The sequence below is a fragment of the Streptomyces sp. NPDC000229 genome, assembly GCF_040300825.1.
GTDB lineage: Bacteria > Actinomycetota > Actinomycetes > Streptomycetales > Streptomycetaceae > Streptomyces.
The window spans coordinates 1-14,268 of record NZ_JBEPEL010000009.1; the positions used below are offsets into that span (position 1 = coordinate 1).

14 protein-coding genes are annotated in these 14,268 nt (G+C 72.5%); 10 read left to right on the plus strand and 4 right to left on the minus strand.

Features of this window, described 5'->3' with window-relative positions:
* The first annotated feature begins 211 nt into the window (after positions 1-211).
* Positions 212-1,390 carry a methyltransferase domain-containing protein gene (locus tag ABT360_RS07525; RefSeq protein WP_351812204.1) on the plus strand — a complete coding sequence of 393 codons (1,179 nt, stop codon included), beginning with the start codon at positions 212-214 and terminating at the stop codon, positions 1,388-1,390.
* 188 nt (positions 1,391-1,578) lie between these two features.
* Here the strand turns inward: ABT360_RS07525 and ABT360_RS07530 are convergent, their stop codons facing one another.
* Complete coding sequence (locus ABT360_RS07530) at positions 1,579-2,139, minus strand: dihydrofolate reductase family protein (RefSeq protein WP_351812207.1); 561 nt, start codon at positions 2,137-2,139, stop codon at positions 1,579-1,581.
* Positions 2,140-2,245: 106 nt separating this feature from the next.
* Here ABT360_RS07530 and ABT360_RS07535 point away from each other — a divergent pair, with 106 nt between their 5' ends.
* Complete coding sequence (locus tag ABT360_RS07535) at positions 2,246-2,818, plus strand: hypothetical protein (RefSeq protein ID WP_351812210.1); 573 nt, start codon at positions 2,246-2,248, stop codon at positions 2,816-2,818.
* A 385-nt stretch (positions 2,819-3,203) separates the two neighbouring features.
* Here ABT360_RS07535 and ABT360_RS07540 read toward each other — a convergent pair whose 3' ends face one another.
* Positions 3,204-4,745, minus strand: coding sequence for an aldehyde dehydrogenase (NADP(+)) (locus ABT360_RS07540; RefSeq protein WP_351812213.1), 1,542 nt, complete (start codon positions 4,743-4,745; stop codon positions 3,204-3,206).
* Positions 4,746-4,855: 110 nt separating this feature from the next.
* Here ABT360_RS07540 and ABT360_RS07545 point away from each other — a divergent pair, with 110 nt between their 5' ends.
* The 7 genes from ABT360_RS07545 (at position 4,856) to ABT360_RS07575 (ending at position 11,076) form a co-directional block, all read left to right on the plus strand.
* Positions 4,856-5,626, plus strand: coding sequence for an IclR family transcriptional regulator (locus ABT360_RS07545; protein WP_351812216.1), 771 nt, complete (start codon positions 4,856-4,858; stop codon positions 5,624-5,626).
* Positions 5,626-6,096 (plus strand): GNAT family N-acetyltransferase, encoded by a 471-nt coding sequence (locus ABT360_RS07550; protein WP_351812219.1) that lies wholly within the window; start codon positions 5,626-5,628, stop codon positions 6,094-6,096. Before ABT360_RS07545 ends, ABT360_RS07550 begins: the two co-directional genes overlap by 1 nt.
* An 82-nt stretch (positions 6,097-6,178) precedes the next feature.
* A complete protein-coding gene (locus tag ABT360_RS07555; protein ID WP_351812222.1) occupies positions 6,179-7,144 on the plus strand; it encodes a hypothetical protein in 966 nt (321 codons plus the stop codon).
* Entirely contained in the window at positions 7,141-8,391 is a 1,251-nt protein-coding gene (locus ABT360_RS07560; RefSeq protein WP_351812225.1) for a sensor histidine kinase, read from the plus strand. The genes ABT360_RS07555 and ABT360_RS07560 overlap by 4 nt, the downstream gene beginning before the upstream one ends.
* Positions 8,388-9,053, plus strand: coding sequence for a response regulator transcription factor (locus ABT360_RS07565; RefSeq protein WP_351812228.1), 666 nt, complete (start codon positions 8,388-8,390; stop codon positions 9,051-9,053). Before ABT360_RS07560 ends, ABT360_RS07565 begins: the two co-directional genes overlap by 4 nt.
* Before the next feature lie 66 nt (positions 9,054-9,119).
* The gene (locus ABT360_RS07570; protein WP_351812231.1) at positions 9,120-10,568 is read left to right on the plus strand and encodes a peptidoglycan D,D-transpeptidase FtsI family protein; all 1,449 of its coding nucleotides are present in this window, start codon (positions 9,120-9,122) and stop codon (positions 10,566-10,568) included.
* Between the two features lie 118 nt (positions 10,569-10,686).
* On the plus strand, positions 10,687-11,076 hold the full coding sequence (locus ABT360_RS07575; RefSeq protein WP_351812519.1) for a hypothetical protein: 390 nt from the start codon (positions 10,687-10,689) through the stop codon (positions 11,074-11,076).
* Positions 11,077-11,135: 59 nt separating this feature from the next.
* Here the strand turns inward: ABT360_RS07575 and ABT360_RS07580 are convergent, their stop codons facing one another.
* The gene (locus ABT360_RS07580; protein WP_351812234.1) at positions 11,136-12,563 is read right to left on the minus strand and encodes an NCS2 family permease; all 1,428 of its coding nucleotides are present in this window, start codon (positions 12,561-12,563) and stop codon (positions 11,136-11,138) included.
* A gap of 157 nt (positions 12,564-12,720) precedes the next feature.
* Here ABT360_RS07580 and ABT360_RS07585 point away from each other — a divergent pair, with 157 nt between their 5' ends.
* Positions 12,721-13,749 carry a LacI family DNA-binding transcriptional regulator gene (locus tag ABT360_RS07585; RefSeq protein ID WP_351812236.1) on the plus strand — a complete coding sequence of 343 codons (1,029 nt, stop codon included), beginning with the start codon at positions 12,721-12,723 and terminating at the stop codon, positions 13,747-13,749.
* On the opposite strand, the gene ABT360_RS07590 is transcribed toward ABT360_RS07585, so the two are convergent.
* Positions 13,709-14,185: a hypothetical protein gene (locus ABT360_RS07590; RefSeq protein ID WP_351812239.1), complete on the minus strand. Its 477-nt coding sequence runs from the start codon at positions 14,183-14,185 to the stop codon at positions 13,709-13,711. The two genes, ABT360_RS07585 and ABT360_RS07590, sit on opposite strands and share 41 nt — an antisense overlap.
* Positions 14,186-14,268: the final 83 nt, after the last annotated feature.

The window sequence follows — 14,268 nt, forward strand, 5'->3', positions numbered from 1 at the left end:
CCCTCTTATCGGCGGGGAAGTCGCAGCCGGTACGGGTCAGGCACGGCGACATGGGGAGGGTCTCTGTGTCGGCACAGCGAAGGAGAGAAATGGAAGCGATCCTGGCAAACGGTGGCGGCGACAAGCTGCCTGGTGAGCCCTACCCCGGTCCCCACGAGCCGCCGACTCCCGATGGTGGCCCCGGCGTTCCCAACCCGCCCCAGGGCTGACAGTGGCCACCGGAGCACACCAGGACCGCCCCGGCCGTACAGAGCTGGGGCGCGTCCTCATTTCCGCTGATGCCCTTTCCTCGGATTGGGTGCCGAGCTTCGCAGCCGTTCCCCGCTCCGCGTTCCTGCCGGATCTCATCTGGCCGTTCGACATGGCCACCGGGCGCAGCGTCGGCGTGTCCAGGGCGGAGGAGCCAGAGGCTTGGTACGGATATGCAGACGCGGATGTCCCGATCGTCACTCAGTGGGACGACGGCGAGCACAGCGGTAAGGCTGCGGGCCGAGTCGCTACCTCCTCCGCCTCTATGCCCAGCGTCGTTTTCCGCATGCTGCAAGCGCTGGCGGTGCAGCCCGGTAACCAGGTGTTGGAAATCGGCTCGGGCACCGGCTGGAACGCTGCCTTGCTGGCACACCGGTTGAGGACAGAGAACGTCGTCACCATCGAAGTGGACGAAGCGGTTGCGACGACGGCGCGCGGAGCCCTTGAGCGGTTCGGGCTGCCTGTCGAGGTTGTTCACGGGGACGGCTTCAAGGGCTACGCCGACCGGGCACCGTACGACCGGATTATTGCGACATGCGGTCTACGAGCGATCCCGTTCACGTGGGTACAGCAGTGCCGACCGGGCGGAGTGATCGTGGCTCCGTGGGGCACCCATTTCGGCAACGGTGACGCTGTGGTCCGGCTGGTCGTCTCCGATGACGGAGAGAGCGCGTTGGGTCTGTTCTCGGGCCCGGTGGAGTTCATGAAGCTGCGCGCCCAACGTCTGGGGCCGGTGGTGCACCGCGAATACGTCACAGGCAGCGTGGCCGATGGTGACGAGACGGAAACCAACCTCGTGGAGGGGGATTTCCTGGGAAGCGGACGGTTCAGCCCCCAGTCGTTCGCGTTGGGTCTGCGCGTACGGGACTGCGTGCACACCGTTGCCGACAAGCGCGACGGAGCACGGCCGATGTGGCTCTACTCGCTGACCGATCGGTCATGGGCCTGTGTGATGTTCCGCGATGGGGACACGGCGAGAGTGTGGCAAGCCGGTCCGCGCCGACTGTGGGACGAAGCCGAAGCCGCCTACCGGTGGTGGGAGCAGAACGGTAAGCCAGGGCATGACCGGTTCGGGCTCACAGTCACAGCGGAAGGGCAAGCCGTCTGGCTGGACGATCCGGCCCACTCCTGGCCGCTCTAAGGCGACTTGCTACGCGCACCGCGAGGCACCTGGGAGTTGCCGACCCCTGTTCGTGCCTGTCGGCCACGCGCAGGCGATGTCGCTCCAGATCTCGACGCGCATGTGTCTTTCTCTCCAGGTCGTGAGGCGAGGGCAGGGCGGTACGGAGGCATCCTCCGCTCCGCCCGCCAACGCGCCACGGGCACCGCTCATTCCCTCTCGTACCGGAGGAGCACCACTCCGTTGCCGAACGTCCGGGTCTCGACGAGCCGCAGGTCGGACCTGGTGTCCGCGTCGGGGAACAGCCGCTTGCCCCGGCCGATGAGGACGGGGTGGACGTAGATGCGGTACGCGTCGATCAGGTCGTGCCGCCGGAACGCGGCGGCGAGGTCGGCCCCGCCGAGTGCCAGATCGCCCGGGTACTGCTTCGCCAGCGCCGTCACCTCCTCGGGGTCGACGTCCCGGACGACGGTCGTGTTCCAGCCCGCCTCCTGGAGGGTGCTGGAGAACACGTACTTGGGCTTCTCCCGCCAGATGCCGGCGAACTCCGCCATCGTGGCGGGGGTGGAGGGGTCGGCATCGGCGGTCGGCCAGAAATCCGCCATCAGCTCGTGGGTGACGCGCCCGCTCATGAAGGCGCCCACCGCCGCCAGCTCCTCGTTGAAGTGGCCGTGCAGCTCGTCGTCGACCAGGTGCCAGTCGAGCTCACGGTTCGGCCCCTCCATGAAGCCGTCCAGGGAGACGGACATGAACAGGACGATCTTTCCCATCGTTGGGGCCTCGCCTTCTTCTGAGTACAGATACTCACGACGATCCCCGCTCCGGTACGCGAAACTCGCACGGCCCGCCGTGCCGTACCGGAAAAGGAGTGCTCCGGTGAGACGTCTCGTACTGCCCGCCGCCCTCGCCGGGCTGTTGCTGGTGACCGGCTGCGGCACCGAACGGGTGTCGTCGCGGTCACCGGGGGCCTCCGGCTCCCCGTCCCCGGACCACGCGGAGCAGCGGAAGGCCGCCCTCACCGAGCACGACCGGATGTTCCCGGGCGTGGGAGACCGGTGCGCCGACGCCCGGCCCAGCCCCTCCCCCAGCACCTCGGCCGCCCAGGAGCCGTACGACCCCGAGCGGGCCAAGTACGCCGAGAACCACGGGTTCAAGCAGCAAATGCCGATGAAGCCGGACGCCGAGTGCCGGGGGCGCGCCCACGCCGGCCGGATCGCCGAGTCCCTGGCGGGCGTGCGCGACGAGAACGGTCTCCGGGCCGCGCTGGAGAAGCTCGGGTATCCGGCGGACGGCACCCAGGTCTACCGCAACGGCCCGCTCCTCGGCTTCAGCCTGTTCGTCCCCGGCGCCGGACCGTGCGTCACCGGCTACCTCGGCCCGCCCGCCCGGGTGGAGGCGCACGGGCCCTACATGGAGGGCGGCTGTGTGGAGCCGCGCGGCGGGCACTGAGGCGTGTCCTTCGGACGGACCGGCGTGCCGACCCTCCCCCTCCCCCCTCGCGCTCGACGGCACCCGGACCCCCGGGACGGTCGCGGCCGGCGCCCGCACCGACGACGGCGAGCGGAGCTGCATCGCCAGGTGACGTGCCGTCACTGAGCGGGGGTGGTCGTCGCGGCGTAGTAGACGTTCAGCGGGTCTCCCTCGACCGACCGGACCTGGACACCGGTGAAGCCCGCCTCCTCCAGCATGCGGCGGGCGGTCTGCTCGCCCCCGGACCGTGCCGAGGCCGGCGCCGCCGAGCGGCCGCCGAGCCCGGCCGGCTCATCGGCCCGGCCCGGCCCGTGCGACCTGCGGAGCGGCCGCCGGGCGGGCCCACGGGCCGGGACGGGGGCCGTCAGGTGCCGGACCGGGGCTCCATCCGCCCGTCGACGCGGCGTGGCAGGCCGAGCGGGTTGTCGTCGCGCAGTTCCGGCGGGAGCAGTGCCTCGGGGGTCGACTGGTAGGTGACGGGTCGCAGCCAGCGCTCGACGGCGGTGCCGCCGACGGAGGTGGAGGTGGAGGTGGTGGCCGGGTAGGGGCCGCCGTGGTGCTGGGCGGGGGCGACGGCGACGCCGGTGGGCCAACCGTTGACGAGGACGCGGCCGGCGAGCGGGGTGAGTTCGGCGAGGATCTCGGCGCCGCGGCCCTCACCGGAGGACTCCTCGGCCGAGAGGTGCACGGTGGCCGTGAGGTTGCCGGGCAGGCGGGACAGGACGGCGGTGACCTCGTCGTCGCTGTCGTACCGGGCGACGACGGTGACCGGGCCGAAGCACTCCTCCAGCAGCAGGTCGTGCGCGCCCTCGGTGGCCAGTTCGGCGGCCGGCACGGTCAGGAAGCCGGGGCTGACGGTGTGCTCGTCACCCGCGCCGGGGGTGACGGGGGCCTCGACGCCCGGGAGCGCGGCGCGTTCGGCGACGCCCGCGACGAAGTTGTCCCGCATGCGGTGGTCGAGGAGCACGCCCTCGCCCACGCCCTTGACCGCGCCGGCCAGGGCGGCGACCAGTTCGTCGCCACCCGCGCCGGTGGGCGCCAGCACCAGGCCGGGCTTGACGCAGAACTGACCGGTCCCGAGGGTCATCGACCCGGCGAGTCCGGTCCCGATCTGCTCGGCACGCTCGGCGGCGGCCGCCTCGGTGACCACGACCGGGTTGAGGGAGCCGAGTTCGCCGTGGAAGGGGATCGGTACCGGCCGGGCGGCCGCCGCGTCGAAGAGCGCCCGCCCGCCGCGTACCGAGCCGGTGAATCCGGCGGCGGCGATCAGCGGGTGCGTGACGAGCGCGACGCCCGCGTCGAAGCCGTGGACGAGGCCGACGACGGCCTGCGGGATGCCGGTTTGCGCGGCGGCCTGGCCGAGGACGGCGGCGGTCAGCTCGGAGGTGGCCGGGTGGTCGGGGTGGGCCTTGACGACGACGGGGCAGCCGGCGGCGAGCGCGCTGGCGGTGTCGCCGCCGGGCACGGAGAAGGCGAAGGGGAAGTTGGAGGCCGAGTAGACGGCGACGACACCGAGCGGCACCTTGTAGCGGCGCAGGTCCGGGATGGGCGGGGTGGCGGTGTCGTCGGGGTGGTCGATGATCACGCCGAGGAAGTCGCCCTCGTCGACGATGTCGGCGAAGGCGCGCAACTGGAAGCAGGTGCGGGCCAGTTCTCCGGTGAGGCGCGCCGGGCCGAGTGCGGTCTCGGCGTCGGCCGCCGCCACCAGCCGGTCCTTCGCCCCGTCGAGCAGTTCGGCGGCGGTCCGCAGGAACGCGGCGCGCACCGTGCGGTCGGCGAGGGCGTCCCGGGCGGCGTGCGCGGCGCGGACGGCGCGGTCGACGTCCTCGGCCGTGGCTTCGACGGCAACCTGTTCCCGCCGCTTCCCGGTTCGGGGGTCGACACTCCAGACTTGTGCTGCTGACACCACTACGTCCTTCCAGCCCACCATGGTTGTTCGGTATTCTGAACAGCGTTCCTGATGATGAATGGGACTCTATTAACGGGCGCGGCGTGTCACAAGAGGGGCGAGGTCGAATGTCAGCTACCGAATCCGGCGGAGCGCAGGTCAAGTCCGCCGTCCGCACGGTGGAACTGCTCGAGTTCTTCGCCGGTAGCCCCGGCATGCACTCCCTGGCCGCCGTCCAGGAAGCCGTCGGCTACCCCAAGTCCAGCCTCTACATGCTGCTGCGCACCCTGGTGGAGCTCGGCTGGGTGGAAACGGACGCCACGGGCACGCGGTACGGCATCGGTGTGCGCGCCCTGCTGGTGGGCACCTCGTACATCGACGGTGACGAGGTCGTCGCCGCCGCCCGCCCGACCCTGGACCGGCTCTCCGACGACACCACCGAGACCATCCACCTGGCCCGGCTGGACGGCACCAACGTCGTCTACCTCGCCACCCGCCAGTCGCAGCACTACTTGCGGCCGTTCACCCGCGTCGGACGCCGGCTGCCCGCCCACTCCACCTCGCTCGGCAAGGCGCTGCTGGCCACGTACAGCGACGAGCAGGTCCGCAAGATGCTCCCGGAGACCCTGCCGGCGCTCACCGAGCACACCATCACCGACCGCGAGAAGCTCATCGAGGAACTCCGCACCGTCCGCGAGCAGGGGTTCGCCGTGGACCGCGAGGAGAACACGCTCGGCCTGCGCTGCTTCGGCATCGCGATCCCGTACCGCACCCCGGCGCGGGACGCCATCAGCTGCTCGGTGCCGGTCGCCCGGCTCACCCCGGCGCACGAACAGATGATCAAGGACGCCCTGTTCGACGCCCGCGACCGGCTGACGCTCGCCACCCGGAGGCTCTGATGGACGTCGTCCTCCGCGAGGTGCGCGAGAGCGACCTGCCGGTGTTCTTCTCGCACATGAGCGACCCGGAGTCCAGCCGGGTCGCCGCCTTCACCTGCGAAGACCCCACGGACCGGGCGTACTTCGACGCGCACTGGGCCCGGGTCCTCGCCTCCGACGCCGTCGTCCGCACCGTGCTCGCCGACGGGGAGGTCGTCGGCCACACGGCGGTGTACGGGCCGCCGGAGGAGCGGGAGGTGACGTACGTCATCGGCCGCACGCACTGGGGGCGCGGCATCGCCACCGCCGCCCTGCGTGCCCTGCTCGACGTCGTGCCGGTGCGCCCGCTGCACGCCCGCGCCGCCGCCGACAACAAGGGCTCGATCCGGGTCCTGGAGAAGTGCGGCTTCACCGTCGTCGGCCACGACCGGGGCCTCGCGCACGCCCGCGGCGAGGAGACCGACGAGGTGGTCCTCCGCCTCGACGGCTGACCCGGCCCTCCCCCGCGCGGCGGAGACGGTTCACCGTCAGGCAGGAGGCGCGGGGACGGCCGCGGGCGGGAGCGTGGGGGGCATGACGACGACCTCTCCCGCCCTCACCGCCATGACCCGGCCGGGCCCAACGCGCCGGATACTGCGCGCCCTCGCCATCGCCTCCTGCGTCCCCTACGTCTCGCTCAAGATCGCCTGGGTGTCCGGCAGCCGCGTCGGCATCCCCGAGGGCAGCGCGTTGCTGAACGACCCGGGCCTGATGGCCGCGCTCAATCTGATGACCGTGCTGATGGACGCGGCCGTCGTCGTCCTCGCCCTGCTCTTCACCCAGCGCTGGGGGATGGCCGTCAAGGCGTGGCTGCTGGCGCTCCCCATGTGGGCGGCGACCGGCCTGCTGGCGCCGATCATGGTGGGGTACCCGGCCCAGATGGCGGCCGGGCACTCGGCGCCCTCCGAACCGTTCCTCGACGAGTGGGTCTTCACCGTCGTCTACAGCGGTTTCATCGTCCAGGGCCTCAGCCTCGGGACGCTGTTCGCCCTGTACGCCCGGGACCGCTGGAGCCGGGTGTGGCGGGGCAGGGTGCGCGACCTGTCCCCCGCGCTGCTCCCGCCCGTCGTCAGGGTGACCGCCGTGGCGGCCTCGGTGCTGCTGCTGGTGCCGTCGGCGCTGCACGCGCTGTGGCTCGCCGGCTCGACCCGTGGCCTGTCGGCGGGACTGATCACCGAACGCGGCAGCGACTTCCACGTCCTGGAGGCCGTACGCCTGCTCTTCGTCGCCGCCGCGGTGGCGGGTGTGCTGATGCTGGTGTTCCGCCTGGGGCGTTCCCTGCCCGTCAAGGCCCCGCTGGCGCTCGCCTGGATCGGGTCGGGCGGGGTGGGCTGCTGGGGCGGCTGGCTGCTGCTCGCCGCCCTGGTGCCGCAGAGCGATCCCGCCGACGAGCCCACGGCCGTCATGGAGCTGGCCTACGCTGGCGAAATGATCACGGGGATTCTGCTGGCCGGCTGCGTGGCCGTGTTCCTGCGGAGGCGGGCGGGGCGTTCGGCGTGAGGGCGTCGGTCACGGCACTGCTGGGGCGGCGCGCACGGCTGCGGTGGGTCCATCTGATCCTGGGCGGCGCGCTGCTGATGCCGTACTGGCTGCTCGGCACGCTGGTCGTCGCGCCCTTCACGAACGAGGCCGGGATGTTCTCCGGTTCCCTGGCGACGCAGTTCGGCGCGTACGGTGTCGCCCTGCCGCTCGCCGCCGTATCGGCGCTGTTCCCGCTGGCCCGGCCCATGTCGGTGGCGGTGGCGCGGACGCTGTGCGGGGTTCCGGCGGAGCGGTTCGCGGACGGCCCGGCCCGGTCGCGGGCGGCGAGGGCGCGCACCGCCGGGTGGTTCACGCTGCACGTGGGGCTCGGCGGGCTGGTCAGCGGGGCGTCGCTGGCGCTGCCGCCGTTCGCGGTGGCGGTGATGGCGCTGCCCTTCTCGGCCGGGCTGCGCACGTCGGCGGCCGCCCAGTTCTGGTCGCTGGACCAGCGGTGGCTGGTGTACGGCGGGGTGCCCGCGGGGCTCGCGATGCTGGTCGCCCTCGCGGCGGCGGCCGCCGGGGCCGGGGCGCTGCTGGCCCGGCAGGCGCCGCTGCTGCTGGGGCCGACGCCCGCGGACCGGCTGGCGGCGGCGGAGCGGCGCGCCGCCGAACTGGCCGTACGCAACCGCCTCGCCCGGGAGCTGCACGACTCGGTGGGACACGCGCTGAGCGCCGTCACGCTCCAGGCGGGCGCGGCGCGCAAGGTGCTCGACAGCGACCCGGAGTTCGTACGGGAGGCGCTGGCGGCCATCGAGGAGACGACACGCCGCACGGTCGGCGAACTGGACGCCGTGCTGGGCCTGCTGCGGCAGGGCGAGGACGACGGGGAGCTGCCGGGCCTGCCGGGCCTGGAGGCGCTGGACGCGCTGCTGTCCGCGACCGGGCGGCACGTGTCGCTGAACGTGCGGGGCGGTGACGTGGCCGGCGTACCGGAGGCGGTGTCCCGCGAGGCGTACCGGATCGTCCAGGAGGGCCTGACCAACGCGGCCCGGCACGCGGGCGGCGAGCCGGTGACGGTGACCATCGGGCGGTACGAGGACGAGTTGGAGATCATCATGGAGAACCCCCTGCCCGCCCGGCCCCCGGTGGCCCGCCCCGGCGGCGGCCGGGGACTGCGGGGCATCGGCGAACGGGCGCGGCTGCTGGGCGGCACCGCCGAGGCCCGTCCGGTGGACGGGGTGTGGCGGCTGGCCGTGCGCCTGCCGCTGAGGGAGGCCGCCCGATGATCCGGATCGTCCTGGCGGACGACGAGCGGATGGTGCGTACCGCCCTGAGGGTCATCCTGGACGCCGAGCCGGACCTGGAGGTGGTCGGCGAGGCATCGACCGGCGCCGAGGCGGTGTCCGTGGTGCGCGAGGTGCGCCCGGACGTGGTCCTGATGGACGTCCGGATGCCGGAGATCGACGGGATCCGCGCCACCGAGCGGATCCTCGCCTCGGCGCCCGGGCCCGCGCCCCGGATCGTGGTGGTGACGACGTTCGAGAACGACAGCTATGTGTACGACGCGCTGCGCGCCGGGGCGGCCGGGTTCCTGCTGAAGCGGGCGGCGGCGGAGGACCTGGTGGCCGCGGTACGGCTGGTCGCGCGCAGCGACTCGCTGCTGTACCCGGCGGCGCTGCGGGGCCTGGCGGCCGAGTACGCGCGCCTGCGCCCGGCGGCCGCCGCGCCCTGGGTGGCGCGGCTGACCGAGCGGGAGGCGGAGGTGCTGCGGCTGATGACGACGGGGCTGACCAATGCGGAGATCGCCCGGCGGATGGGGGTCGGCCCGGCGACGGTGAAGACGCATGTGGCGGCAGTGCTGGCCAAGACGGGGGCGCGGGACCGTACGCAGGCGGTGATCGCGGCGTACGAGGCGGGCTTCATCACCCCGGCCGGCCCCCGCGGATGAACGTTTCCTGAGAAAGCGGGTGCCCCGGAACCCGCCCGTTCCTCCCGTTCGTCCTTTCTGTGCGGAATGAACAAGACGATCAGAAGAGCCGCCGGCTTCTCCCTGCTGCTGGTGTTCGCCCTGCTGCTCCGGGCGACCTGGGTGCAGGCGTACGAAGCCAGGGCGCTCGCGGACGACAAGCACAACCGGCGGAACGTCATGGAGCAGTACGCCCATCCGCTCGGGGACATCGTCGTGGCCGGTTCGCCGGTCACGGGCTCGAAGGAGACGAAGGGCGGGGACCTGCGCTACAAGCGCACGTACGAGGACGGCGAGTTGTACGCGGCCGTGACCGGCTACAGCTCGCAGGCGTACGGGTCGAACCAGCTGGAGGGCATCTACTCCAAGGTGCTGGACGGGACGGACCCCCGGCTGAAGAACCCGCTCGGCGCGCTCACCGGCGAGCGGACCGAGCCGGGCGATGTGCTCACGACCATCGACCCGGCGGTGCAGAAGGCCGGATTCGAGGCGCTGGGCGACGTGAAGGGCGCGGCCGTCGCGATCGACCCGAGGACGGGGCGCATCCTGGGCATGGTCAGCACCCCGTCGTACGACCCGTCGACGATCGCCGGGATGACGGACGGCGACGCCTGGAAGAAGCTGACCGGCGACGAGGACAAGCCGCTGGTGAACCGGGCGATCCGGCAACCGGTGGCACCGGGCTCGACGTTCAAGCTGGTCGTCGCGGCGGCGGCGCTGGAGGACGGCCTGTACGCGTCGGTCGACGAGCCGACCCGCAGCGAGAACCCGTACCGGATGCCGGGCACCGTCAAGGACCTGGAGAACGAGAACCCCGCCGCACCCTGCGAGAACGCCTCGATCCGCGTCGCGCTCCAGTACTCCTGCAACAACGTCTTCGGGAAGATGGCCGTCGACCTCGGCCAGGACAAGGTCCGGGCGATGGCGGAGAAGTTCGGCTTCAACAATGACGAGCAGGACGTGCCGGTACGCGCCTACCCGAGCGTCTACCCCTCCGGGATGGACAAGGCGCAGACGGCGCTGTCGGGCATCGGACAGTTCGATGTGACGGCCACGCCGCTGCAGATGGCGATGGTGTCGGCCGCCATTGCCAACGACGGGATGCTGGCGGCGCCGCACATGGTGTCCAAGGTCGTGGACGCGGACGGCGACACCCTGGAGGCGTACGAGGACGGGGAGGCGCGGCGGATCGTGTCGTCCTCCACCGCCGAGCAGCTGCGCAGCGCGATGGTCACGGTCGTCGAGGACGGCACCGGCTCCAACGCCCGGGTCGACGGCGCGGAGGTGGGGGGCAAGACGGGCACGGCGCAGCGCGGTGTGGACAACAGCGAGAAGCCGTACGCCTGGTTCACCTCGTACGCCAAGGACGCCGAGACCGGCAAGGAGGTCGCCGTCGCTGTGCTGATCGAGGACTCCAACGCCGAGCGCGCGGAGGTCAGCGGCAACGGGCTGGCGGCTCCGGTGGCACAGAAGATGATGGCGGCGGCCCTGAAGTAACCTCCGGCGGGGGGCGGTCGGCGGCCGCACGGTATGCAGGTCCCCACCCCTGTACGTAGGAGGACCCGCCGTGCCACCGCTTCCCCGCCTGCTTCCCCGTTCCCCGTCCGGCTGGACGATGGCGGTCTTCGGGCTGCTCGCCACGGCGCTCGGCGCGGTGGGCCTGATCGCCCCGGACACACTGCTGACCCTCATGGGCTTCGCGCCCATACCGGAGGGCCGGCGCGCGGAAAAGGACCACACGCTGCTGTTCCTGACCGCCTCGTCGATGGCGGCGGTCAATATGGGCGCCTACTACCTGCTGGCGGCGCTGGCCGACTGGAAGGCCTTCTTTCGCTGGACGGTCCCCTTCCGCCTCCTCACCTGCGCGGTGTTCACCGTCGCGGTCGTCACCGGCCGCGCCCCGGCCGGGTTCCTCGGCGTGGGCCTGTGGGAGGGCCTGGGTGCGGTGGTGACGGGGGCGGCGCTGCGCCACGAGCGCCGGACCGGCCGGCGCGCTCAGGGCTGACGACGCGGCAGGTCCGTCCACAGGCCACCCCGCGGGCGGACCCGGCGCCGCCGGACGCGCTAGTCCCCGGCGCCCGCCAGCTGCTCGATCGGGTCGATCGCGAAGTACACCGCGAACAGCACCGCCGCGCCCCACAGCAGCGGATGCACCTCGCGGGCCTTGCCCAGGACCGTCTTGATGACGACGTACGCGAGGAAGCCGGCGCCGATGCCGTTGGTGATGGAGTACGTGAACGGCATGACCGCGACCGTCAGGAACGCGGGGATGGCGATCTCGTACCTCTCCCAGTCGATGTGGCGCACCTGGGCCATCAGCAGGAAGCCGACCGCGACCAGCGCCGGCGCGGCGGCCTGGGAGGGGACAACGGCGGCCAGTGGCGTCAGGAAGAGCGCCACGGCGAACAGGCCGCCGGTGACGAGCGAGGCGAAACCGGTGCGGGCGCCTTCGCCGACACCGGCCGCCGATTCGATGTACGAGGTGTTGGAGGACGAGGAGGCCGCGCCTCCCGCGACCGCCGCGACCCCGTCGATGAGCAGGATGCGCCCGATGTTCGGGACCCTGCCCTTCTCGTCGAGGAGGCCCGCCTCGCTGGAGACACCGACGACCGTGCCCATGGTGTCGAAGAAGTCACTCAGCAGGAGGGTGAACACCAGCAGCACCAGGGTGACGGCACCGACCTGCTCGAACGCGCCGAAGAGGCTGAAGGAGCCGACGAGGCCGAAGTCCGGGGCGGCGACGATGTCGTCGGGGATGGCGGGGACGGTCAGGCCCCAGGCGAGTGGCTCGATGTCGGCGAGTTCGTTGATGACGATCGCGACGACCGTCATCGTGACGATGGAGATGAGGATCGCGCCGCGCATCCTGCGCGCCATGAGCGCGATGGTGAGCAGGACGCCGAGGCAGAAGACCAGGACCGGCCAGCCGGCCAGCTGTCCGGTGGCGCCCAGCTGGACGGGGACGGTGCCGCTGTCGCCGGGGATGCGGGTGACGAAACCGGCGTCGATGAAGCCGATGAACGCGATGAACAGCCCGATGCCGACGCTGATGGCCTGCTTGAGCTGCTGCGGGATGGCGTTCATGACCGCCTCGCGCAGCCCGGTGACGACCAGGACGCAGATGAGGATGCCCTCGAGGACCACCAGGCCCATCGCGTCCGCCCAGCTCATTAGCGGCGCGAGCTGGAAGGCGACGACGGCGTTGAGGCCGAGTCCGGCGGCGAGGGCGAGCGGGAGGTTGCCGCCGAGCCCCATGACCGCGGTCATGACCGCCGCCACCAGGGCGGTCACGGTGACGAGCTGGGGCCCCGACAGCTGCGTACCGAACTTGTCCTCGACTCCGCCCAGGATGATCGGGTTGAGGACGAGGATGTACGCCATCGTGAAGAAGGTGGCGAACCCGCCACGGACCTCGCGTGCGAAGCTCGATCCACGTTCGCTGATGCGGAAGTGGCGGTCGACGGCGTGGGCCACGGCCTGTGCTGCCGGCATGGGACTCCTCGTCGGACGGGGTGGGGTGGTCGGCGGGCGGGTGGACCGATTGTGGCCGCGGAGTGGGCGGTTCCGGGTTTACGCCGTGTAACACATGTGATCAAGGGGTGGGGCGTGGCCGTGTCCGGTGATTCGATGGAGCTTTGGAGGTCACGCGATGGTCGGACGAGGACGCGTGGGCCCGCCCACGCTGGAGGAGGTCGCCGCGCTCGCGGGCGTGGGACGGGGCACGGTGTCGCGGGTCGTCAACAACGCGCCGGGGGTGAAGGAGGCGACGCGGCTGCTGGTCCAGCAGGCGATCGCCGAGCTCGGCTACGTACCGAACCGGGCCGCCCGCGCCCTGGCGGGCAGCCGGGCCGACGCGGTGGCGCTGGTGATACCGGAGAGCGCGCGGCGGTTCTTCGCCGAGCCGTTCTTCTCCGACATCGTCCACGGGGTCGGCGCGGGCCTCGCCGACACCGAGATGCAGCTGCTGCTGACGCTGGTGCGCGGCGACAAGGAGCGGCAGCGGTTCGTGCAGTACGCGCGGGCGGGCCGGGTGGACGGGGTGCTGCTGGTGTCGGTGCACGACAGCGAACCGCTGCCGGACCTGCTGGCGGAGCTGGAGGTGCCGACGGTGCTCAGCGGGCGGCGGCGCAGCGACGAGCCGGTGTCGTACGTCGACTCGGACAACGTCGGCGGGGCGCGGGCGGCCGTGCGGCACCTGGTGGCGACGGGGCGGCGCGCCATCGCGACGATCGCGGGTCCGCTCGACATGTACGGGGCGCAGTGCCGGCTGCGCGGCTACCGGGAGGAGATGCGTGCGGCGTTCGGGGCGGTGGACCCGGCGCTGACCGCGCAGGGCGACTTCACGGAGGAGAGCGGGGGACGGGCGACGGCGGAGCTGCTGGCGCGGTGCCCGCGACTGGACGCGATCTTCGCGGCGTCGGACGTGATGGCTGCGGGCGCGCTGCACGTGCTGCGGGCGGCGGGGCGGCGGGTGCCGCAGGACGTGGCCGTCGTGGGGTTCGACGACTCGCCGATCGCCCAGCACACGGACCCTCGGCTGACGACGGTGCGCCAGCCGGTGGAGGAGATGGGCCGGGCGATGGCCCAGGTGCTGCTGGAGGCCCTCCAGGAGGGCGGCGCGGCGTCCTGGCGGCACGTCATCCTGCGGACGGAGCTGGTGGAGCGGGCGTCGACGTGACGCCGCACCGCTGAGCCGGCGTCGTCGCCACCCGCCACCGCCCGTCCTCGTACACCATGCGCAGGGTGCCGGAGGCTCCACCGCCCTGCCAGTCGACGTCGACCGCGCGGTCGTGCACGGGGACGGCGCGGACCGTCTGGAGCGGCACGGCGAGCAGCGGGTGGCAGGCCTGGCCGGCGCGTACGTAGGTGGCGCGCGGCACCCGCTGCTTGGCGTCGCTGCTCCAGCCGTCCCAGGCGCCGGACCAGTCGCCGCCGGAGATGAGGCCGAGGTGGTTCTGGGCGGCGGACCGGGCGGCCTGGGCGGCGGTGGCACCCCGGCCTCCGCCGGCGGCCGGGGCCGCGGGGGTGCCGTCCTGGGCGCGGCTGACGAAGGCCATGGCGAGGAGGGCGACGAACACCGTGGCGAGCAGCGGCAGACGGGCGATTCGGCGCATGGGGCCTTCCGGGCTTCGGCACTTCGGGGCTTCGGCGGATGCGGGCCGCGTGGCCGGGGGGCAGGTACCCGGCCACGCGGCCC